Origin of the sequence: Luteimonas sp. MJ250 (genome assembly GCF_039548455.1) — a bacterium.
Taxonomy (GTDB): Bacteria; Pseudomonadota; Gammaproteobacteria; order Xanthomonadales; family Xanthomonadaceae; genus Luteimonas.
The window spans coordinates 181,545-203,134 of sequence record NZ_JBCLVB010000015.1 but is presented as its reverse complement, the minus strand read 5'-3'; the positions used below and the strand labels follow the sequence as shown (position 1 = coordinate 203,134).

21 protein-coding genes, 2 pseudogenes and 1 riboswitch are annotated in these 21,590 nt (G+C 67.0%); of the genes and pseudogenes, 10 read left to right on the top strand and 13 right to left on the bottom strand.

What is annotated here, in order from left to right; all coding sequences use genetic code 11:
• Positions 1-78 precede the first annotated feature (78 nt).
• Positions 79-897, top strand: a complete 819-nt coding sequence (locus tag WCE37_RS13530) for a hypothetical protein (protein ID WP_343279814.1) — start codon at positions 79-81, stop codon at positions 895-897.
• A 2,311-nt stretch (positions 898-3,208) separates the two neighbouring features.
• Here WCE37_RS13530 and WCE37_RS13525 read toward each other — a convergent pair.
• Entirely contained in the window at positions 3,209-3,475 is a 267-nt protein-coding gene (locus tag WCE37_RS13525) for a cupin domain-containing protein (protein ID WP_343279813.1), read from the bottom strand.
• Between the two features lie 267 nt (positions 3,476-3,742).
• Positions 3,743-4,147 carry a hypothetical protein gene (locus tag WCE37_RS13520; RefSeq protein ID WP_343279812.1) on the bottom strand — a complete coding sequence of 135 codons (405 nt, stop codon included), beginning with the start codon at positions 4,145-4,147 and terminating at the stop codon, positions 3,743-3,745.
• Between the two features lie 135 nt (positions 4,148-4,282).
• Here WCE37_RS13520 and WCE37_RS13515 point away from each other — a divergent pair, with 135 nt between their 5' ends.
• A complete protein-coding gene (locus WCE37_RS13515; protein ID WP_343279811.1) occupies positions 4,283-5,200 on the top strand; it encodes an AEC family transporter in 918 nt (305 codons plus the stop codon).
• Between the two features lie 71 nt (positions 5,201-5,271).
• Positions 5,272-5,490, top strand: coding sequence for a polyprenyl synthetase (locus WCE37_RS13510; RefSeq protein ID WP_343279810.1), 219 nt, complete (start codon positions 5,272-5,274; stop codon positions 5,488-5,490).
• On the opposite strand, the gene WCE37_RS13505 is transcribed toward WCE37_RS13510, so the two are convergent.
• Positions 5,480-5,863 carry a hypothetical protein gene (locus WCE37_RS13505; protein ID WP_343279809.1) on the bottom strand — a complete coding sequence of 128 codons (384 nt, stop codon included), beginning with the start codon at positions 5,861-5,863 and terminating at the stop codon, positions 5,480-5,482. The genes WCE37_RS13510 and WCE37_RS13505 overlap by 11 nt on opposite strands.
• 151 nt (positions 5,864-6,014) lie before the next feature.
• On the opposite strand from WCE37_RS13505, the gene WCE37_RS13500 reads away from it, so the two are divergent.
• Together WCE37_RS13500 and WCE37_RS13495 are read left to right on the top strand one after the other, a co-directional pair.
• Positions 6,015-6,398: a YchJ family protein gene (locus WCE37_RS13500; protein WP_343279808.1), complete on the top strand. Its 384-nt coding sequence runs from the start codon at positions 6,015-6,017 to the stop codon at positions 6,396-6,398.
• 60 nt (positions 6,399-6,458) lie between these two features.
• Positions 6,459-7,676 (top strand): RtcB family protein, encoded by a 1,218-nt coding sequence (locus tag WCE37_RS13495; protein WP_343279807.1) that lies wholly within the window; start codon positions 6,459-6,461, stop codon positions 7,674-7,676.
• Between the two features lie 19 nt (positions 7,677-7,695).
• On the opposite strand, the gene yjjJ is transcribed toward WCE37_RS13495, so the two are convergent.
• Positions 7,696-9,129, bottom strand: coding sequence for a type II toxin-antitoxin system HipA family toxin YjjJ (gene yjjJ / locus WCE37_RS13490; RefSeq protein WP_343279806.1), 1,434 nt, complete (start codon positions 9,127-9,129; stop codon positions 7,696-7,698).
• A gap of 252 nt (positions 9,130-9,381) precedes the next feature.
• Between yjjJ and WCE37_RS13485 the strand changes: the two genes are divergently transcribed.
• From WCE37_RS13485 to WCE37_RS13475, 3 genes and pseudogenes are all read left to right on the top strand, one after another.
• Positions 9,382-9,573, top strand: coding sequence for a hypothetical protein (locus WCE37_RS13485; RefSeq protein ID WP_343279805.1), 192 nt, complete (start codon positions 9,382-9,384; stop codon positions 9,571-9,573).
• Positions 9,518-10,003: pseudogene (locus tag WCE37_RS13480) on the top strand (NAD(P)-dependent alcohol dehydrogenase); the annotation flags it as partial. The gene WCE37_RS13485 and the pseudogene WCE37_RS13480, both read left to right, overlap by 56 nt.
• 98 nt (positions 10,004-10,101) lie before the next feature.
• Complete coding sequence (locus WCE37_RS13475) at positions 10,102-11,106, top strand: alpha/beta hydrolase-fold protein (RefSeq protein ID WP_343279804.1); 1,005 nt, start codon at positions 10,102-10,104, stop codon at positions 11,104-11,106.
• A gap of 224 nt (positions 11,107-11,330) precedes the next feature.
• On the opposite strand, the gene WCE37_RS13470 is transcribed toward WCE37_RS13475, so the two are convergent.
• The 9 genes and pseudogenes from WCE37_RS13470 to WCE37_RS13430 form a co-directional block, all read right to left on the bottom strand.
• Positions 11,331-11,735, bottom strand: coding sequence for an acyl-CoA thioesterase (locus WCE37_RS13470; RefSeq protein ID WP_343277165.1), 405 nt, complete (start codon positions 11,733-11,735; stop codon positions 11,331-11,333).
• Entirely contained in the window at positions 11,732-12,073 is a 342-nt protein-coding gene (locus WCE37_RS13465; protein WP_343277164.1) for a thioredoxin family protein, read from the bottom strand. Before WCE37_RS13465 ends, WCE37_RS13470 begins: the two co-directional genes overlap by 4 nt.
• Complete coding sequence (locus WCE37_RS13460) at positions 12,067-12,591, bottom strand: flavodoxin (protein WP_343279803.1); 525 nt, start codon at positions 12,589-12,591, stop codon at positions 12,067-12,069. Before WCE37_RS13460 ends, WCE37_RS13465 begins: the two co-directional genes overlap by 7 nt.
• Positions 12,592-12,613: 22 nt before the next feature.
• On the bottom strand, positions 12,614-13,678 hold the full coding sequence (locus WCE37_RS13455) for a ribonucleotide-diphosphate reductase subunit beta (protein WP_343277162.1): 1,065 nt from the start codon (positions 13,676-13,678) through the stop codon (positions 12,614-12,616).
• Positions 13,679-13,762: 84 nt separating this feature from the next.
• Positions 13,763-16,075, bottom strand: a pseudogene (locus WCE37_RS13450) (ribonucleoside-diphosphate reductase subunit alpha); the annotation flags it as partial.
• A gap of 216 nt (positions 16,076-16,291) precedes the next feature.
• Positions 16,292-16,541, bottom strand: a riboswitch (cobalamin riboswitch).
• 48 nt (positions 16,542-16,589) lie between these two features.
• Positions 16,590-18,743, bottom strand: coding sequence for a peptidyl-dipeptidase Dcp (gene dcp, locus WCE37_RS13445; protein WP_343279802.1), 2,154 nt, complete (start codon positions 18,741-18,743; stop codon positions 16,590-16,592).
• An 89-nt stretch (positions 18,744-18,832) separates the two neighbouring features.
• Positions 18,833-19,660 (bottom strand): type II toxin-antitoxin system RelE/ParE family toxin, encoded by an 828-nt coding sequence (locus tag WCE37_RS13440; protein WP_343279801.1) that lies wholly within the window; start codon positions 19,658-19,660, stop codon positions 18,833-18,835.
• 192 nt (positions 19,661-19,852) lie between these two features.
• A complete protein-coding gene (locus tag WCE37_RS13435) occupies positions 19,853-20,287 on the bottom strand; it encodes a DUF3597 domain-containing protein (RefSeq protein ID WP_343279800.1) in 435 nt (144 codons plus the stop codon).
• A 122-nt stretch (positions 20,288-20,409) separates the two neighbouring features.
• The gene (locus WCE37_RS13430) at positions 20,410-20,865 is read right to left on the bottom strand and encodes a PA2169 family four-helix-bundle protein (RefSeq protein ID WP_343279799.1); all 456 of its coding nucleotides are present in this window, start codon (positions 20,863-20,865) and stop codon (positions 20,410-20,412) included.
• Between the two features lie 169 nt (positions 20,866-21,034).
• Here WCE37_RS13430 and WCE37_RS13425 point away from each other — a divergent pair, with 169 nt between their 5' ends.
• Together WCE37_RS13425 and WCE37_RS13420 are read left to right on the top strand one after the other, a co-directional pair.
• Positions 21,035-21,307, top strand: a complete 273-nt coding sequence (locus WCE37_RS13425; RefSeq protein WP_343279798.1) for a hypothetical protein — start codon at positions 21,035-21,037, stop codon at positions 21,305-21,307.
• Positions 21,304-21,528, top strand: a complete 225-nt coding sequence (locus tag WCE37_RS13420) for a hypothetical protein (RefSeq protein ID WP_343279797.1) — start codon at positions 21,304-21,306, stop codon at positions 21,526-21,528. The genes WCE37_RS13425 and WCE37_RS13420 overlap by 4 nt, the downstream gene beginning before the upstream one ends.
• Positions 21,529-21,590 lie beyond the last annotated feature (62 nt).

Here is a 21,590-nt window from a genome sequence, read left to right as displayed (position 1 = left end):
GTTATCGTCGAGCATCGGATACGCTTTAGGACGAACGAGCCGGTCAGCGTTGAGGCAGTGATTGCATCCCTGCGTGGGATGGAGCGCATCGTCAAGGTGCAATTGCCGAAGGCCATTTACGCCGTGACCGGTGCAAAGGTTAAGGAGGCCGAACTTCAGGTCAGTGGCCTTGAGGACGGCAGTTTCATTGAAGACCTAAAAATCAAGTTGTTGTTCAAGTCGGAGGAAGACTATCAAAAGTGTCTCGACTCGTTGTCGGATAGTGTGAAGGCCGCGTGGGAAGGAGGAACGCCAGTGCTGAAAATTGCCATCGGGGTTCTGGTTGGGGCTCTTGTGCTTAACGGTTTGGGTCTGCTTCCCGGTGGGCAGCCGAATGGGATGCTCAGCCACATTGAAGGCGACAACAACGCCGTCGTAATCATTGGTGCTGAGACCTACGCGCGCACGCCGAAAGAGTTTGAGGCAGCTATCGAATCCGCTATTAACCGCACGTCCAACCAGCGGCGGGTGCAGGCAGCGATGGACGCGACTGCTCCCGCACGGGAGCAGGGCGTGGCATTGGAGTTCGAGGGCGACAACGGGTCGCAGATTCAAGTCGTGTCTCAGAGAACCGCCGCGTCGCTACCGAGTTCAGTCGATCCGGAAGATACGTCAGAAGATGCGTCGCTCTCGCGAGTCAGGGTAAAGTTGCGAGCAACTGATAATGACTCCGCCGTAAAGGGCTGGGCCGCATCGATACCAGGGCAGATTGAGACTCGCACCAGACTAGTGTTCGCTTCTGAATCTGAGGCAAGCAAGGCTGCCTTTCGGCCCGAAATTGTGGCTGACGTAACCGTTACCTACAGTTCTCCTGCACATCAAAAAGCAGTGCTAATCATTGTCGACAAGGTTTACTAGCCTCCGGCTGACGTCAAATGAGCCAGCGTTAGCTTCAGGATCTATCTCTGACCCTGTGTTAGTTGTTGGGGCAGGCTGCTTTGTGTCAACTGACTTCCGCAGCCAGCTCGGATATAGCGTCCTTTCCGATTTGGGCCGGTCCTTTGCGCACTGCGCTTGCTTTGTAGCCACCGACTCCGCGCACATTAGGGTCACGAATGACACATCAATTAGCATCATGCTGCCATAGGCGATCGTCAAGGATAAGATCGCCGCTGCAATAGTTTTGGGGCTCCGTGGCTTGTTAGGGCCGATCAATGGGAACACCCACCAAAGAAACCTATTGATGGTCACGGCAACGTACGCCGCAAGTAGCAGGTAGAGAGTAAGCGCGAAGTAGTACAGTGCCAGGGACAAGCCCTTTTCGGCAGCCCACGAGAATGCGACCACGACGATGATCCATTCCGCAATGAAGAGGAGCTCTCGTCCTGCAGTCTGGGCATCTGAATAGAATGTCTCGGTGGAATAGTCGGACATGCCGTGCCTCTAGTGTCAGTAGCGCCCGCCATATTGAGCTGCTCTTAGACCCAAGTCATCCTTCTGCCAAGGTATTACGCGACTTTTCTGGGCACTGGGGTGGGGTTGCTCACGACCTTGGTGGACTGCTTTATGTGCTACTCCGCGCTGGCTCGGCGTCAGGCTATGACGGCGAGCGTCGCGAGTGCTGAGACGCCGGTCGCTATCCTGACGGCATGGATGACGAACAAAAGAAGTGGACCCTACGCGAATGCACGGGCGAACCGCTCAGCACGCCGATAGGGCCGGATACCCGCACGCCAGAAGAGAAGGCCGAGGCCCAAGCCAGAGAGAACGCTCACAGGAAGGGGCGCGGGCGCAAGGATTGGTGGAAGCAACCGTCAGTCCGATGAGTAGTTAGGTCACCGGGTTCTTCCTCGGCTTGTCTGGCCTTAGACGTGCGCTGGTGAGGTTTGGGCGTGCAATGGGGGCGGCGCGACGGCGGCACGTACCTGAGCCCATTTTGCCGATTCTCGCGCCAGTGCTACGGCTACTCCGAAAGCTCCGCATTGGTGTGAGTTGTAGGTCCCGAGTAGATGGCGCGTCAGGCCCTCAGGAATGGCAGATCCTTTTTCGTATGGCGAACTTGTGCCGCTTTTGCATAGCTGATACAGCGCGCGTGGCGAGCCCAGCGGATATCCCCCCATACCTCTCCTGAGTGACGCCGTCGCAGAGGTCCACGATCCGCTCGGTGCCCTGGGTACCCAATGCCAAACAGCTTCGCCAGCCGGCTTACTGACGTAGCTGCTGAGGATGGCTTTGGCTTCTGCAGTCATCAGACTCATGACCGTCTCGCGAGCGCGCCACAGTTCGTTTTCCAGTCTGCGCCGCTCCTCGGCGGCTTCCTCGTAGCGGTTGGAGCGCATGTGATCTCCTGTCGATGGGAAGGGCGCGCGGACTGCACTTCCTGCCGATTCCAACGCAGTCTAGGCCCAACTTGTCGATGCTCCAATCGAAACAACACGTTACGGTCGAAGCCGTTGATTGATGACGGGGGCTTCGACACATTGCCGTGCTGCCGCATCTCAGCCCGTGCGACTGGCATCCGTAAGCTCGATCCAGGTCGGGGGACAGCTGGAGCGGAGTGATGAACTGGAATGCGGTGATGTTTCGTGCGTTTAGGGGGCCGATTGCGCTTTGCCTGGGGAGCTTTATTGTGTCCTACCTGTTGGGTCGGTTCGGGTTGGCGGCTGCAGCCCCAGACCTCTCGAGGGTGGCGGCTCGGCTGCCACTCGGCGCTTGTACGGCGGCGGCCATCTGGCTCGCGGCCATCGGCTGGGCGCTTTACAGGTGGGAGCGAGGCGAGGGGCCGTCCTGTGACTATTGCAGCGGTCCTGCGGGCAGGATTCGCGATGGCAAACTCTACTGGGGCCGGCAGCTCTCGGACTACCGAACTTGCTACAACTGCGGCAAGAACTCGCCGGCTGCGAGCCACTAGATCCGATCGATTCGGATTACTGGCGTGTCGCCATGGCAGGTCCCCGCGGTCTTCGAAGTGCAGGAGACTAATGGCCTAATGGGCTGCAGTCTTGGCTACTTCAGCGGCGCCGAGCTTGGCCAAGGCACAATTGCGAGCTCAGTGTTGAGCAGAGGGATTTCTAACATGACTGAAGATTTCGCAGGGGCGTCAGATGAGAAGCGTTCCGCGAAAGTCGCAGCTAGTCTGGCGGAAGAACACGAGAGCGTACGGCAGGCGCGAGTGTTTGAGGCCGCAGGTTAACAAAGTAGCCGCCGAGCGCGCGCATGTCGGGTGCGCCTATCGTTCGCCGTAGCGCACCTCGCTGCCGTCGCTCGGCAGGGCGTGGGGATCGCGCAGCACCGGCTGCGGCGGGTCGTGGCTTGCGAGGGTGAAGGCCGGGGTGGTCGGCAGCAGGATGAAATCGCCGGCGCCGATGGCGAACGGCGCGTAGCCGTCGATGGCCAGGCGGCAGCCGCCCTCGAGCACGATGCAGAAGCTCGGCTTGCCGTACTCGGCGTAGCGCACCGTCCAGGCGCCGCGGCCGCTGATGACGTTGGCGAACACGGCGGCCGGATCCGTCCTGTTCGAGCTGACGGCACGCGGCGACGACGTGTTGCTGGTCCGCACCTATGATCCGGGCGCTGAAGCCAGCGACCTGCGTCCGGTGATCGATCGGCACTTCCCGATCGAGGACCTTGTGCGGCGTTCCAGCACCAGACGAGCGGTCGGCACTTCGGCAAGATTGCGCTGGATCTCTGAGCCGCCAGGCGAAGCCCGCGGTGGTGAACCTTCGTCGCCTACACGTCCTGCGTCAGGCGCGCGTCGCGCATGTCAGCGAAGGCGTCGCACCGCCGCCCGCCGCCGCCGCTCGGCCACCCCGACCCAGAACACGTAGCCATGCATGGAAGCAGCGCTCAGAGCCAGCAGCGTGAACGCGAGATCGAGGGTGACGTAAATGTTCGTGACCCGGTCGAGCATCGCCCAGCCGGAACGCTGGAACCAAAGCGACCCGGTGCCGAAGACCCGATTCATGGCCTGGTCCATCGACAGCGACTGCCAGTCGCCAATCCGCAGCACGCCCACGAACCCCCAAGCCACGCAGGCCGCCACGCCCACCGCCAGTGCGCCGCCCAACCACAGCGGCAGCTCTCGGACCCAGCGCATGCGCGGCCACAGCTGCAGGGCGCCCAGGCTCCAGGTGAGTGCGACCACGAGCAGCATGTAGAGCAGAGCCATGTGTCGTCCCGTCGGTAGGCAGGCCGACATGGTGGCGCACGTGGACACATCGGGCGACCACCGCCCAATGGCGAATGGTGCGCCAGGTCCCGGCTCTTATGATGGTTTACTTCCCCACCACGGATTACGGCCTCGATGGCCTTCGACGCCTTCGCCCTGATGCTCGCCATGCTGGCGCTGGGCATGCTGTTCGCGCGCCTGCGGGTGTTTCCCGAGGGCGCCGCCGACACGCTCAACCTGGTGGTGCTGTACGTCTGCCTGCCGGCGGCAATCCTGGTGTACGTGCCGCGGCTGCGCTTCGAGCCGGACCTGCTCGGCCTGGTGGCGGTGCCTTGGCTGCTTGCGGCGGCCAGCTGGGTGTTGCTGCGCCTGTTGGCGCCGCGCCTGCGGCTGCGTCGCGACGAACTCGGGGTGCTGCTGCTGTGCACGATGCTGGGCAACACCAGCTACATCGGCTATCCGATGGTCGAGGCGCTGCTGGGCGCGCAGGCGCTGCCCTATGCGGTGGTCTACGACCAGTTCGGCACCTTCGTGATGCTGTCCACGCTCGGGCTGGTGGTGCTGGCGCGCTACGGCGGTGACGAACCGCCCACGGCGCGCATGATCGCGCTGCGCATCGTGCGATTTCCGCCGGCCTGGGCGCTGGTGTTCGGCCTGACCCTGATGCCCGAGCACCCACCGGCGTGGATCGCCGCCGCGCTCGGCCAGCTGGCCGGGGTGATGCTGATGCTGGTGATGCTGGCGGTCGGCCTGACGGTGCAGCTGCGGCTGCCGCGCGATGAGGTGCGGCCGCTGGCGCTGGGGCTGGTGCTGAAGCTGGCGGTGCTGCCGGCGCTGGCATTGGCGCTCGCGCTGGGGTTCGGCCTGGAGGGCGAGATGCGCCAGGTGGCGGTGCTGGAATCGGCGATGCCGACCATGGTCACCGCCGCCGCGCTGGCGATCTCGCACCGCATGGCGCCGCGGCTGGCGGCCGCGCTGGTCGGCTACGGCATCGTGCTGTCGCTGGCGACGCTGCCGGCGTGGCACTTCGTGCTGCAGCGGCTGCAGGTCTGAGCGCCACCGGCCTCGCGCGAGAGCCGCATGTCGCACAATGCACGCCCACCTCGCACCAATCAGGACCTGCCATGGACGCTGAAGACCTCCTCCGCGCCGCCCTCCGCGAGGCAGGCTACGGGCCCGATGCCATCGGTTCGGCCATGCCGCAGATCATGCGCGTGCTGCACGCGGAAGACGTGCGCATCGAAGCCGGCCGCACGCTGTCGCGCAAGGAGCGCGACTACGTGCGCGTGCAGCTGGAGCTGGGCCTCGACGTGTCGGAGATCGTGGCCGGCCTCAAGCGCTGACGTCGCCGAACACGGCAACCAGCAACAGCACGTATGCCGCCACCGCGGCGACCGCATGGCCGATCACCAGGCTGGCGGGCAGCAGCCGCTGCTTCCACTTGTAGGCCAGGCTCAGCACCGCGCCGCCGGCGGCCGCCAGCAGGAACAGCAGCAGTGCCAGCAGGGCCAGTGCCGGGATGTCGCCCGCGTACCAGGCATAGGCCAGCAGGGTCACGCCGGCGCCAGCCAGCAGTCCGTGCAGCATGGCCAGCCAGGCGGGGGGATTGCGGCGGCCCCTGAAACGGATGCCGGCCATCACCAGGCCGCCGAGGGCGGCGAGGGTGAACAGCACGGCGGCGGCTTGCAGCAGGCGCATGATCTCGTCCGGATTCATTGCTGGCTCCTTTCGTGGTGGCGGTTGCGGGTCTCGCGGGAGTCTTGCGCCGGGCGCCATTCGGCCTTGTGAAAGCCTGGTCGCAGGCGCATCTGGTGCAAAGGCTCCCACTACGGACCAACGCGCGATCCCGTCGTAACCTGCCAGCACCATGTCCAGACCTTGCCCCTGCAACACTTCGGCGACCTACGCCAACTGCTGCCAGCCGCTGCACGACGGCACGCCCGCGGCCACCGCCGAGGAACTCATGCGCTCGCGCTACAGCGCCTACGTGCTCGGCCTGCGCGATTACCTCGCGGCCACCTGGCATCCATCCACGCGCCCGGATCCGTTCGAGCTGGACGACACGCCGGGCCTGCGCTGGCTTGGGCTCGAGATCAGGCGCCATGCCGGGATCGGCGACGACACCGCGGTGGTCGAGTTCGTCGCCCGCTACAAGCCCGGTGGCGCGCCTGCGGTGCGGCTGCACGAGATCAGTCGGTTCGAGCGCGTGGACGGGCGCTGGCTGTACGTCGACGGGGAGTTTCCACGGTAGGCACTGGGCGCCGGCATACGGCCACGCACGATTCATCGCCGATCGGAAACCATACGCAGCATGGACACCTCCAACTACGAATGGCTGCACGGCCACGGCGAGAAGCCCATCAAGGGCTGGGTCCGCGGCGTGCCGCTGGAAGACCAGGCGCGCGCGCAGCTGCGCAACATCGCCAGCCTGCCCTTCGTCGGGCCCTGGGTGGCGGTGATGCCGGACGTGCACCTGGGCATCGGCGCCACGGTGGGCTCGGTGGTGCCGACGCAGGGCGCGATCATCCCGGCCGCGGTGGGCGTGGACATCGGCTGCGGCATGGCGGCGGTGCGCACCACGCTCAACGCGCGCGACCTGCCCGATTCGCTGGGCCCGCTGCGCTCGGCGATCGAGCGTGCGATCCCGGTCGGCAACGGTCCGCATGGCGAGCACCGCAAGACGCCCGACAGCGTCGAGACCGCGCTTGCCGGCTCGGGCCTGTGGCAGCGGCTCGAGCGCATCAAGGCGAAGCATCCGAAGATCCGGCTCGACAAGGTCGAGAAGCAGCTCGGCACGCTCGGCGGCGGCAACCATTTCATCGAGGTCTGCCTGGACGAGGGCGAGGCGGTGTGGGTGATGCTGCACTCGGGCTCGCGCGGCACCGGCAACCTGATCGGGAGCTACTTCATCCAGCGCGCCCGCGAGGAGCTGGGCAAGCGCGTGCTGGGCTACCACGTGCCCGACAAGGACCTGGCTTTTTTCATGGAAGGCGAGCCGCTGTTCGACGATTACGTGGAAGCCGTGGGCTGGGCCCAGGACTACGCGCGCGCCAACCGCGAGGCGATGATGCAGCGCGTGCTGCACGCGATGCGCGCGGAGCTGCCGAAGTTCAAGCTGCAGGCGATGGCGGTCAACTGCCACCACAACTACGTGCAGAAGGAAACGCACGGTGGGCAGGAGATGTTCGTGACCCGCAAGGGCGCAGTGCGTGCAGGCAAGGACGAGCTCGGCATCATCCCCGGCAGCATGGGCGCGAAGAGCTTCATCGTGCGCGGCCTGGGCAATGGCGACAGCTTCGAGAGCTGCAGCCACGGCGCCGGGCGGGTGATGAGCCGCACCGCGGCGCGCAACCGCATCACGCTCAAGCAGCACCGCGAGGCCACGGCGCACGTGGAATGCCGCAAGGACCAGGCGGTGATCGACGAGTCGCCGGCGGCCTACAAGGACATCGACGCGGTGATGGCGGCGCAGGCGGACCTGGTGGAGGTGGTGCACACCTTGCGGCAGGTGGTGTGCGTCAAGGGCTGAGGCCTCACTGCGCGGGGCCTCAGGCCCGGGCGATCGGGTGCGGCGTGACCTTGGCCGCCGCAAACGTGCGCGCATACCGCGCCACGAGTTCCTGGTTGCGACGTGCCACTTGCTGCAGGTCCGCGGAGCGGATCCGCTCCGACCCGGCCACCTGGTCCCAGAAACGGATCGCCGCGTCCGCCGCGCGGGCGATGTGGCCGGTGTGTCCGGTCCGTTCCGGAGGCGCGAGAACCAGCGGCACGGCGGGACGCGCGGCGCCCGTGCGTGATGGCGCGAGGTACATCGGCAGCATGTCGTAAGCGGGTGCGAGTGCCAGCGGGCCTGCGTCGGCGAGATGGAAGCCGAGGTTGCCGGCGTGCATGTCGCTATTGCCGATGAAGCGGCCGAACCAGTGCAGCACGGCCATCTGGCCGGCCGTCTGCGCGTCGATCAGGCCTTCTGCGGCGAGCTGCTCGCCTGCCCGCGACCAGTCGTGGCCTCCGGCGCCTACGAAGGCGGTATCCAGGGCCAGCAACGAGACGAAACCCTGCCTGCCGATGCAGTCCTGGCTGCGGTCGAACCGGCGCACTTCCAGGCACAGGTGCCGGTCGGCATCGACCAGTTCCGCCTCGGCGGCGGGCAGACCGGCATCGCGCAGGCAGGCAAGTGCAATCTGTTCGCAGGCCAACAGCTCCGCCCAGCGGGCCGCCGCCTGCCCGGTGTCGTGGACGGCGAACTTCACCAGGGTGGCGTAGCGGCCATCCGGGGTGAGCACGGTGCTGGTGAATTTGGGCTGCTCGCCGCCGGGTGACGAGCCGACCTCTTCGCCTGCAAGGGCGGCTTCGGCCCAGTCGGAGTACCGCGTGCGCCGCCCGGCCGCTGCCACGGCATCGGGTGGCGCGTCGAGTTCGGCCAATGCCAGCTCGACGGCGTGGCTGCCCAGCAGCAGGTCACCGATCGCGGTGCCGCCGGTGCGGGTGATGGCGAGCAGGCTGTCACGCAACTGCCAGCGCTTGAGATCCGTGGGAACGCCGAGCCGGGGGCCGCTGCGATGGGCCAGGCTGCGGCCGAGGAAGCCCTGCGGGCGCAGGTCATCCAGGAACCACGGCAGACCGGGGAAATGGCCGGGCACGTCATCCACCGGCCGGTTGAGGTTTGGCCGCTCGCCGGCCGGTTCGAACTGGAACCGTTCTCCCCTCAGCAGGTACAGCATGCCCAGCTCCTCCAGCGTGGCATCGGGCCGCATCCGCCACAGCGGCCAGGCACTGCCGGCCTCGCTGCTGGCGCGCGCGACATAGGCCGTGGCCCGCGCCCGGCCGACGCGCAGGACCTGGTCTCCGGCCTCGCGCACCAGCCGTCCCAGCACCGGCCGGCTGATGCCGAGTTCACGAAGGATGCGGGAGGCGCGCACGGCCTGGCCGCCGGCGAGAAGGGCCAGCAGGTCGGCGAGCGTGGCGGAAGGAGGGCGGGCCATGTGGAGCCGCTGTTTCTTTACGGTTCCAGATACGATATCAGGCGCCTGTTCATGCGTCGAACCGCGCTCCAGCGAGGCCATGCGGGCCAAAGCTAACCGGTTTCTTTACGATTCTATTCTACGGGCCGCTGCTGGCGACCGACAGGTCTCGCACAGCAGGGCGCTCCGGGAATTTACAGCCGCACAGGCATGCTGGTCGCAGACCCATCGCAGCGCCGCAATCCGCGGGCGCGGCCCATAAGGAGTTTCCCCATGAGCATCAAGACCATCCACATCCCCGCCGGCGGCGGTTTCGAGCACGTCACGGTCGGCAGCACGCAGCCGGTGGAGCCGGGACCGGGCGAGATCACCGTGCGCGTGCGCGCCAGTTCCCTGAACTTCCATGATCGCGCTGCAGCTGGCGAAGCTGGCGGGCGCGCGGGTGATCGCGACTTCGTCGAGTGACGCCAAGCTCGAGCGCCTGCGCGAGCTGGGCGCGGACGAGGTGATCAACTACCGCCAGGACCCGAAGTGGGGCGAGACCGCGCACCGGCTGGCCGGCGGCCGCGGCGTCGACCACGTGCTGGACGTGGCGGGGTCGGACACGCTGGAGCAGTCGATGCTCGCCTGCCGCGCCGGCGGCCATGTCTCGCTGATCGGCGTGCTGACGGGCGTCGAGGTGCGCTTCCCGCTGGGACTGGCGCTCGGGCGCCAGCTGCGCCTGCAGGGCCTGGTGGTCGGCAGCCGCCGCCAGCAGCAGGACCTGGTGCGCGCGATGGAAGCGAGCACGCTGCGTCCCGTCATTGACCGCCACTTCGCTCTCGATGATCTGGTTGCGGCGTTCCGTCACCAGGAAAGCGGGGCGCACTTCGGTAAGATCGTGCTCGATATCTGAAAGCTACAGTCGGCGCGGAAGGATACGTCAGCGGACTAGAATCCCGGCTGCGTCCGCGGCCCAGGGCCGTGGCACCGACTCCACGGAAAAGGATGTCCATGCTCCGCACGCTCGCACCGCTGTCGCTCTGCCTGTCATCGCTGCTGGTCGCCGGCATCGCGGCCTGCGCCAAGGACGAAGGCGCCATCGCCGCACCCGTGCCAGCCGATGCCGGCAACGAGTCCGGGACGGTTGCGGCGGCCACCCCGTCGAAGCCGGCCGGGGTGTTGCCATCCGGCACCCAGCGTGGCGAGGGCCTGCCCTACGAGATCGCCGGCACCGAAGTCTGGACCGTGCCCGATCCGGTCTCCGGCCGGGACTACCAGGTCTTCGTCTCGCTGCCCGCCAGCTACGCGGAGCGGCCCGACCATCGCTACCCCGTGCTCTACGTCACCGACGCGGACTACGCCTTCCCGGTGGTCCGCAACATTGCCCGGCGCTTGAACGGAGACGGGCCCGCGATCGAGGACTTCATCCTCATCGGCCTGTCCTATGCGCTCGGCGACGGAGCCATGACCAGTCGCCGCCGTGACTACACGCCGACCCCCGGGCGCCATGGCCCGGCCGCCGCCGTCGATCCGCACGGCGAGGGCGCCGCCTATGCCGCCTACCTGCGCGACCAGGTGCTTCCCTTCGTCGCGTCCCGCTTCCGCAGTGACGAGGCTCGGCAACTGCTGCTAGGGCACTCCTATGGCGGACTGCTGGGCGCGCAGATCCTGTTCTCCGAGCCGGCGCTGTTCTCGGGCTACGTGCTGGGAAGTCCGTCGTTCTGGTACGACGGCAACGCCATCGACGACTTCGAACGCCGCTATGCCGCCGTCCACGCCGACCTGCCCGCCTCGGTCTACATGTACATCGGCGAGTACGAATCCCCCGCCTCCGGGAAGCGCTACGACATGGTGGGCGATGCGCGCAGGATGGAAGCGACGTTGGCGGCGCGGGGTTATCCCTCGCTGCGATTGCGGCTCGACGTCCTGGAGGACGAAGACCACCTGACCGTCGCGCCGCGTGGCTTCATCCGCGGGCTGAGGTTCCTGCTGGGCACCGGACAGGACCGCGGCTGATGCGCGTCGCTGGAGCTGCTGTCCGGCGATAGAATCGCCACGATCGATGAGGACGGCACGCGGGCAGGCGTCGGCTTCGAGCATGCGCAACCGCGCGACTTCGACCTCCTCGTCGCCTCGTTCGCCGCCGATGCCTATCCGCACCGCAACGGCAACCACCACGTGGCGCACCCGGCGCCTGGCCGGTTGATGGGCCGCTACTTCCGCGATGGGGGCCTGCCGGACTATGGGATCCGAGCCGGCTGGACGGTGGGGACGTCGGGCACCGCCTGCGGCCGCCCCTCCGGATCAAGCGCGATCATCACGAAGCGCCCCCGCGTGCAGGTCTGCCGCTCGCCGCTCAGCAGGTCCTCGCTCACCAGTTCCACTTCGACCTGCATGGACGTCCGGCCGACGCCCACCACGCGCGCGATGGTCTCCACCAGCTGGCCCTGGCGGATGGGCCGGCTGAAATCAACCTGCTCGGAGCGCGCGGTGACCACGGTGCTGCGGGCGTAGCGCGAGGCGGCGATGAAGGCCGCCTTGTCCATCCACGCCAGCGCCTGGCCGCCAAACAGGGTGCCGAGGTGGTTGGTGTGGTCCGGAAAGACGATGTCCAGCATCCGCGCTTCGGTCGGTGCGGCTGTCATGCGCTGGTGCCGGCAAGATGCGTTTCGACCATCCTGGCGATTTGCGCCGGCGTCTGGTAGCCGGGCAGGCGCGCGGCTTCGGCGCCGTCGACATGCAGCGCCAGCGTCGGCGTCTGTCGCAGGCCGAGGCCTCGGAAGCAAGCTTCGCCGACGGTTTCCAGCTTCACCTTCAGCAGCACCAGATCGCCGGCGACGGGGGCGGCGGCGAACTTCTGCAGCGACATGTCCAGCATGCGGCAGGCCGGGCAGTCGTCCTTGTAATAGTCGACCAGCAGGCGCGGATGGGCGGCGATGGCGGCGTCGATGCCTCCAGGCGACGAGGCGTCGATGATCAGCATGGAACATGTCCTTGGCGTCGGGTGTGGAGGAAGCCGGCGCCGGTGGTGGCGCCTGCGGTTGCCGGCACACGCGCGCCCGCGACGGCCGCGAGGATCCGGTCGGTCCAGCGCTGGACATCCAGCACGTCACGCGCGCCATGCGGCATCTGCTCGATCTCCAGCGGCGGATGGCGGCTGTCGAAGAAGCGGGCCATGCGCCGCAGCGCGCCGCAGTAGTACTCCGCGCCCCACTGGGTTTCGCCGGTCCCGAAGACGGCGAGCTGCTCCGGCCTGCCGACGGCTTCGACAAGCTCGGCGATGAAGCGCTTCATCGCCGCAGGCGTTCGCCCGGCGTTGTCGGTCCAGGTGCCCAGCAGGTAGAGGTCGTGCCGCGGGTCGGGACCGGCATCGACCATGGCCTGGATGCCTGTCTCGATCCAGGTCACGGCGTGGCCGCGCGCCTCGCAGCGCGCGCGCACCATGCGCGCGAGATCGCGGGTATTGCCGCTCAGCGAGTCGTAGGCGATCAATATGCGCATGGAGCAGCTCCAACAAGGCGAATCAGAGGTCGTCGAAACCGTTGTCGAGATTGGTCTTCTTGTATGACGCGTTGCGCATCTCGAAGAAGTCGGTCTTGGTCTCGGTGAAGTTGTCGGCGTAGGCGCGGATCCAGGGCATGACGTTGCCGGTGGATTCCGGATAGAGGCTTTCGATCCCCAGCATCCCGGCCATCTTGTTGGCGCGGTACTTCACGTACTGGATCATTTCGTCGACGTTGATGCCGTCGATGCCGTCCAGCACTTCGCCGGTCCATTGAACCTCCAGCTCCACGGCGTGCTCGAAGGCCCGGTGCACGTATGCGGTCAGTTCGTCCGTACGCAGCTCCGGGTTCTCGCCGACGATGGCGCGGATCACCTCGCTGATGAACTTGGTGTGGGCCAGCTCGTCGCGGTTGATGAAGCTGATGATCTTGCCGGTGCCGGCCATGCGGTTCTGGCGCACCAGGTTGTAGAAATAGGCGAAGCCGGAATAAAAATTGATGCCTTCAAGGATCGAGGACTGGATCAGCGAACGCAGCAGGGTCTCGGCGGTCTTGTCGCGCATGAAGTCGTCGTAGGACGCCATGATCGGCGCATTGCGCGCGATGATCGTCGGGTGCGTGCGCGCGATCTCGAAGATCCGGTTCTGGTTGGCCAGGTCGGTGATCGAGGCCAGCACGTAGCTGTAGCTCTCGTTGTGGATCACTTCCTGCTGGCCGATGATCGCGGCGTTGGCGTGCGCGGCCGGGTCGGTGATGTATTCGGCCACGTTGTAGATGAAGCGCGTCTGTGGCGAGTCCAGCGTGGCCAGCAGGCCGATAATCGAGTCGTACGCGTTCTTCTCGCGTGCCGAGAGGTCGCCGTACTGGCGGGCATCGGCCTTCATGTCGACCTCGTCCGGGATCCAGAAGTTGGTCGAAAGCTCCTTGTACGCGCGATAGAACGACGGATACGGAATGTCGTTCCAGTTCAGTATCCCGGACGTGCGCCCGTTGATGATCCCGGTCGACCGGTTCGGATGCCGCGGCTCGAGGATCCGGATGCGCTCGAGCGGCGTGGCGGTACGCGGTGCGGCAACAGCATTCATGGTGTTTCCTTGTCTGGTCGCAGGCAAGTGCAGGGCCCACGGTTCGCCCCGCGAACCGTGCAAGCTGAAAGCGCCAATGCGCGATCAGCTACTGCACCACTCGCATTCGGTGATGTCGATGTCGTTCGAGCGGACGTAATACGTGGTCTTCAGGCCTTCCCGCCACGCCGTCATGTGCAGTTCCAGCAATGTGCCGGCGCGGATGGTGCTCGGCACATAGAAGTTGAAGCTGATCGACTGGTCCACGTGGCGCTGGCGGCGCGCGTTCTGGCGCACGCTGGCGAACTGGTCGACCCTGTACGCGCCCTTTTCGTAATAGGGCCAGGTGTCCAGCGACAGGCCTGGTGCGGCCACCGGGCGGCGGTAGTCCTTCTTCTCCTCGTAGTAGAACGCGGAGTAGACCGGGTCGATCGAAGCCGTGCTGCCGGCGATCTGCGCGGTCGACATGTTGGGTGCCACCGCCAGCAGCCAGCCGTTGCGGAGTCCGTGCACCGACACCTGCGCCGCCAGCTCAAGCCACTGCGGGCTGTCGTAGCCGCGGTCGCGGAAGTAGGCGCCAGTGTGCCAGTCGCTACCGGCGAACATCGGATAGCTGCCCTTTTCTTTCGCCAGCGCCATGCTCGCCTGCACGGTGAGCCGGTTGATGCGCTCGTAGAGGACGTCGCTGTAGTCCTCGGCTTCCGGCGAGTCCCACTGGATGCCCTTTTGCGCCAGCAGGTGGTGCCAGCCGAAGGTGCCGAGGCCGATCGCGCGGTACTTCCGGTTGGTGATCGTGGCCTGCGGCACGGGCAGCTGGTTGAGGTCGATGACGTTGTCGAGCATGCGCACCTGGATCGGCACCAGGCGCTCCAGCACGTCGGTGATCAGGTCGCCCTGGCCGTCCTGCGGCAGGATCGCGCGGCCGAGGTTGATCGAGGACAGGTTGCAGACCACGAAGTCGCCGGCCTGCTTGGTGGTCACGACCTGGTTGCCGCTGATGATCTCCTGCATGAGCGTCGTCGGGCTCATGTTCTGCAGGATCTCGGTGCACAGGTTCGACGAGTACACCATGCCGGCGTGCTTGTTCGGGTTCCTGCGGTTGACCTCGTCGCGGTAGAACATGAAGGGGTTGCCGGTCTCAAGCTGGCTCAGCATCAGGCGCTTGAAGATGTCGATGGCCTTGACCGTGCGGCGGCTGACGCGTTCGTCGGCCACCACCTCGTCGTACCTGCGGCGGAACGAGCCCTCGCCACGGGTCTCATCGAAGAAGTCCTGCAGATACCAGCCCTTGATCCGGTGCACCTCGTGCGGATCGAACAGGTACCAGTCGCCGCGGCGCTCCACGGCCTCCATGAAGATGTCGGGGATGCAGACGGACGTGAACACGTCGTGCGCACGCAGGCGCTGGTCGCCGTTGTTGAGGCGCAGGTCGAGGAAGGCCTCGATATCGCGGTGCCAGACATCCAGATAAACCGCCACCGCGCCCTTGCGCTGGCCGAGCTGGTCGACCGAGACCGCGGTGTTGTTGAGCTGCTTGATCCACGGCACCACGCCGCCGGACGAGTTGGGCACGCCGCGGATCGCCGAGCCCGAGGCGCGGATGTAGCCCATGTAGGCGCCCACGCCGCCGCCGCCCTTGGACACGCGGGCGATGTCCGTATTGGAGTCGTAGATGCCCTGCAACGAGTCGCCGACGGTGTCGATGAAGCACGACGACAGCTGCCCGCCGACCTTGCCCGCGTTCTGCAGGGTCGGCGTGGCCACGGTCATGTACAGGTTCGACAGCGCCCAGTAGGCCTCGCCGACCAGGCGCATGCGCCGTTCGCGGTCGCCGGGTCCGCTGCCGCCCTCGCCCTGCATCAGGTACAGCGCGATGGTGAGCCAGCGCTCCTGCGGCAGTTCGTACACCGCGCGCGAGGCGTCGGTGGCGAGGTAGCGCGTGGCCAGCAGGTACAGGCCGTTGTAGGTGAACAACAGGTCGCGCGCCGGCTCGATCATCCTGCCCGCCTCCTGCAGCTCCTCGCGCGAGTAGGCGCGCAGGATGTCGTTGGAATAGACGTTGCGGTCGGCGAGGCTTTCCTGCAGCCCGAGGTAGGGGCCATACGCCTGCGCCACGTCGTAGAAACGGTTGCGGCTGGCGCGCTTGTACAGGCGGTGCAGGTAGAGGCGCGCGGCGAACAGTTCCCACTCCGGCGCGGCCACGTCCACGCGCGCTTCGGCCTCGCGGATCAGATGGTCGACCAGGTCGTCGGCGTTGACCGCGTCCTTGCGCTCGACGAAGTCGAAGACGCCGCGCTTGTAGTCGTCGATGCCGAGCCCGGGGAACTCGCCGTGGATGCGGTCGATGGCGCGCTCCAGGCGCTCGCGCCGGTAGGGGAGGCGGCGGTTGCCGGCGTCCTTGGTGATCCAGGTGGCGACGGCGGTCGCGGTGCTGGCGTCGGTGTCGCTCATGGTTGTGCTCCCGGTGCATGCGCACGGCCGCTGTCCCTCGACAGTCGGCGGGCCTGGGAGCCACAGGGTGGGAACGCGGCGTCGCAGCGCCCGCGACGCGCTCCGCTTGGACGGATCGCGATCGCATGCGTGCTTCACCAGCCATCTCCCCCCGGAGATTCCGCAGCCGGCACCGCGCGATGTGCTTTGCGCGCGGCTGTCGGCAGGTCTTCGGGCTCGTGGATCCGGGGGTCTTCGGCGTCATGCCGTGGACTCCTCGCCTTGGTCGCCGCTTCCCGGGACCACCGTCCCAGTGCGTGTGCAACCTCGTTTCCACCTACCGCTGCGGGGCAGCGCCGGGATGGGCGGTGGCCGGATGACCCGACCACGCCGCACCGGCTTCCCTTTTCATCCCGAGCCCTGTGGCGCGGGAACCGACGGGGCACAACATATCGGGGTCTGCGCCCGGCGTCAACGCAATATGTTGGGCAAGTCGAAAGTCCTACTTCAGCCCGCGATGCTCCAGCAGCGGCTCCACGCTCGGCTCCTTGCCGCGGAATTCGCGGTAGGCCTCGGCCAGATCCCGCGAATGTCCGATCGACAGGATCTTCTCGCGGAACACCTGTCCGTTCTCGCGCGTCAGCCCGCCGTTCTCCCGGAACCACTGGAAGGCGTCGTGGTCCAGCACCTCGGCGCCAAAGTAGGCGTAGTAGCCGGCCGCATACCCGCCGCCCCAGATGTGGCTGAAGTAGTTGCTGCGGTAGCGCGGCGGCACCGCGGCCATGTCCACCTTGTACTTCGCCAGCGCCTCGCGCTCGAACGCGTCCACGTCCTTCTTCGCGTCACCGGCCGGCAGCGTGTGCCAGGCCATGTCGAGCAGCGCGGCCGCCAGGTATTCGGTGGTCGCATAGCCCTGGTTGAAGGTGCGCGCGCGCACCATCTTCTCCACCAGCTCCTGCGGCATCGGCTCGCCGGTCCGGTAGTGCCTGGCGTAGTTCGCGAACACCTTCGGATCCAGCGCCCAGTGTTCGTTGAACTGCGAGGGGAACTCGACGAAGTCGCGCGGCACGTTGGTGCCGGCCAGGCTCGGGTAGGTCGTCTTCGAGAAGATGCCGTGCAGGGCGTGGCCGAATTCGTGGAACAGCGTGGTGGTGTCGTCGAAGCTCAGCAGCGCCGGCTGGCCCTCGGCGGGCCTGGTGTAGTTCTCGACGTTGTAGATCACCGGGATGTCGCCGGTCAGGCCGTTCTGCTCGACGAAGTTGCCCATCCAGGCGCCGCCCTGCTTGCTCTCGCGCTGGAAGGGGTCGAGGTAGAACAGGGCGAGCTGGGTGCCGTCGGCGTCGAAGATGTCGAACACGCGCACGTCGGGGTGGTAGACCGGCAGGTCGCTGCGCTCCTTCGCGGTGATGCCGTACAGCTGCTCCGCCGCGAAGAACACGCCGTCCTTGAGCACGCGATCGAGCTCGAAGTAGGGCTTGATCTGTTCGGCGTCCAGGTCGAACTCGGCCTTGCGCACCTGCTCGGCGTAGAAGTCCCAGTCGGCGGCGCCGGCGGTGAAGCCGCCGCCCTGGGCGTCGACCAGGGCCTGGATCTTCGCAAGCTCGGCGCTGGCGCGCGCGGTGGCTGCGGGCACGGTGTCGGTCAGGAGTTTCAGCGCGACTTCGGGCGTAGCCGCCATCTGGTTGGCGATGCCGTAGGCCGCGTAGCTGGGAAAGCCCAGCAGCTCGGCTTTGCGTGCGCGCAGTTCCGCCAGGCGCTGGAGGGTGGCGCGGGTGTCGTTGGCGTCGCCCTTTTCGGCGCGCGCCAGCGAAGCGGCCATGACCTGCTCGCGCAGGCTGCGGTCGGTCAGCGAGGCCAGCACCGGCTGCTGGGTGGTGTTCTGCAGCACCAGCAGCCACTGGCCGTCCTTGCCGTCGGCCCTGGCGGCTTCGGCGGCGGCGGAAATCGTGGCTTCGTCGAGTCCCTCGAGCTTCGCGACGTCATCGACCAGCACGCCGCCGGCCTTGGTCGCAGCCAGCAGCTTGTTGGAGAAGGCGGTGGTCAGCGAGGACTCTTCGCTGTTGAGCTTGCGCAGCTCGGCCTGGCTGTCGGCATCAAGCTCGGCGCCGGCGCGGACGAAGTTGTCGTAGGTGTGCTCCAGCAGGGTCAGCTGCTCGGTGGTCAGGCCGAGATCCGCGCGCTGGGCGTAGAGGGTCTTCACGCGGGCGAACAGTGCGGGATCAAGGTGGATGGCGTCGCCGTGCTCGGCGAGCTTTGGCGCCAGGGTTTCTTCAGCGGCCTGCAGCGCCTCGTTGGTATTGGCCGAGGTCATGGCGAAGAAGATGCCTGCGGCGCGGGTCAGCAGGGCGCCGCTGCGCTCAAGCGCTTCGATCGTGTTGGCGAAGTCCGGCGCCTCGCTGCTGTCGGCGATCTTCCGCACTTCGGCCAGGTGCTGGCGCATGCCTTCTTCGATCGCGGGCTGGTAGTGCGCGTCTTCGATGCGGTCGAACACGGGGGCCTGGAAGGCCAGGGTGCTGGCGACCAGGAGCGGGTTCTCCGCCTGTGCGGGGGCGGTGGGCGTGGTGGTGGCAGTTGGCATCGGCGGCTCGGTGGCGGTGCGGTCGCAGGCGCCCAGGGCGAGGGCGATCGCGGAGGACAGCAGCAGTGTACGCAGCATGGAATGGTGCTCCGGAGGGGGCGGGACAAGGGGCGACAGCGCAAGCGTGTGCCTGCAGCGCCCGCGGGGGACGTGCCGTTCGGCATGGTTCATCGGTACGGGCCCGGTCCGCTCCACAGCAGTTCGCCCTGCCGGTACACGCGGTCCATGGTGATGACCTTGCGCGCATCGCCGATGTCGGCCAGCCCGGGGTCGTCCGGTTCCACCAGGCGGCAGGGGCCGGATTCGCGCCGGAGCGCGGTTTCAAGCGGGCAGACCATGAGCCTGCGCGTGCCCGGCAGCGGCAGGTAGAGCTCGGTCATGCCGGCGTCGCGCCATTCGCGCAGCCTGGTCTCGCCCAGGAGGTCGTAGATGACCTGGAAACCGCCGGCTTCCATCGCGGTATCGGCAGCGGACGCGTTGTACCTGCGGCCGCGATCGGTGGCCTGGCTGCGCGCGGGCCCGGCGTTCACCTGCGCCTGGTATTCGGGCAGCATTCCCGGCGGCTGGCCGCGGACGTGGCGGCGCACTCGCGACGGCATCGCCGCGTTGGCGGCAGGCGCCGCGGTCTCGCCCGTGGCCTGCGCATCCGGCGGTAGGGGTTCCTCGGCCTCGACGACCCGGGTGACCTGGAGCGGCGAGGCGGCCGATGGGCGGGTCGGCTCGCGCGGCGGCAGGCGCTTGCGCGGCGTGTCCGGTGGCGAAGGTGGCTGCTCCGGCGGCGACGGGATGGGGTCGGCCACGTCGATGTAGGTGACGTCGATCCGGCTGCCGCCCGCGCTGCCTTCGGGGTTGGACATCGTGACCGGGGCGGCGGACATCGCGAGCAGGGCCAGCAGCAGGTGGACCAGCGTGCTCAGCAGCGCGGCGATCCAGGGCTGCAGGCGCTCGATCCGGGGCTCGGTACCGGCGGCGGCCCGGCGTGAGGTGTTGCTCATGTGCCCGGCGGTGCGACGTAGGTGCGGGCCTTCATGGGGAATCTGCAGGGTGGGGCGGAGGGGCGGCATCGTAACGCGTCCGGTCGCGGCGCCGCGCTGTCGGGCGAGCGGACGCAGGACGCCCCGACCGGGGCCGGGGCGTCATGGGTCCGGGAGGGCGCCGCGACGTGCTCGCGCGGCGCCGCGCGCGGCTCAGTCCTTCAGCGAATCCGGAACCTTGCCGCCGTTCTCGGCCAGCTTGCGCATTACCGCCCTGTGCAGGGCCAGGTTCTGCTCGGCACTGCCGTGTGCGCCGGCGTTGACCTCGAGTTCGGCCGCCAGCTCCTTGCGCGCATCCAGGCTGGAGTCCAGGTCGAGCAGCTTCAGCAGGTCGACGATGGAATGGCGCCAGTCGCTCTTGCCGCCCTTGTCGTCGGCCATCCCCGACAGCACCGCTTCAACGTCGACCGGGGCCGCGGCCGGCGGGGCCGCGATGGGGGCGGGTGCAGGCGGCGCCACCTTGGGGTCCTGCGGGCTGCCGCTGAAGATCACCGGTGCCGGTTTGCTGCCAGTGGCCGGAGCGGGAGTGGACTCCGGCGCGCTTTTGCGGCCGAAGATGCGTTCGGAAATCCTGGAGAACAGGCCCATTTCAACACTCCGCTTGATGAGAGATCGATTGTGCAGGCGCCACGGGTAAAAACATAGGAAGGCGCCTTCCGGATGGGAGAAGGCCCCGGCACATGCCGGGGCCCAACGCAACGCAACGCAACTCAGCTGGCGTTCTTCAGCGCCATCTTGCGGTTGCGCATGATGTCGTGGCACTCGACCACGCGCGGCATGTACTTCTGCGCGGCAGCCTTGGCCGCGGCGGGGGTATCCGCGTCGTTGAGGGTGTCCTTGAACGCGTGCAGCAGGCGGTCTTCCAGCTCTTCCAGCTCGGCGACATACGCATAGCTGGTGTCGCCCATCGCCGCGCGGGCCTTGGCATAGACCTGGCGCATCGAACCCACCATGGTGCCGTGGTCGGCGGGATTGCCGCCGGCAGCGGTCACGTCGGCGGTGAGGCCGTTGACGATCTCGCGCTTGTGCCCGGCCATCTGCGTGAAGAGGGTGGACAGTTCGCCGTTGTCCACCTTGCCGGCGGCTTCGGTGTAGAACTCGCTGCCGTCGCGGGCGATTTCGATCAGATCGTTGAGGGTGTGCTGGATTTTCTTTTCGTTGGTCATCGGGGTCTCCTTGGAAAGTGATCACCACTCTCCACCCCGGCCCATGAAATTCCCGTGCAATCCCGACCCTGGCTGAACAGTGATGCGCCGCGCGTTGGGTTTCGTGCAGCCCGCGTGTTGATCCGCGGATTCACGCCGGAATGCGCAGCGCGGTGCGAATGTCGTGCGAATGGGCACGCACGAGCCAATCCTGTACCTGGTGCACCTGGACATCGACGTCGCCGGTCATCCGGAGCCGTCGCCAGATCTTGTCGAACTGGCACCGGGGCTGTACCTCACCGAGTCGGTGCGGACGCGGTCACAGGTCTACCACGCGATCAAATGGCGCTTCGATCCGCAGCGCCTGCTGGTTGCGCCCCTTGCCGGCGACCCGAAGTTCAAGGGCATGCGACCCGGCGTGCTGTCGTGGCTGCGTGCACGGCGTGGAATAGAGCCGCGATGAAGCGCTATGGCGCGGCGCGCGATTCCGGAGTGGCGGCGTATGACGTCGGCCCCGGTTGGATCGTCATCCGCTTCCACCACGGGGGAAGCTATCGCTACGACGAAAGCCACCCCGGCGCGGAGCATGTGCTGGAGATGCAGCGCCTGGCCGATGCGGGAGAAGGCCTGAACACCTATATCAACCGGTTCGTGCGGGAGGATTATGCGGCGAGGCTGAGTTAGGGTCCGGGCTTCGGGTCGCAGCTGTAGCTGCTCCCGCAGGCTGGCTGCTTCGTGTTGCGCGA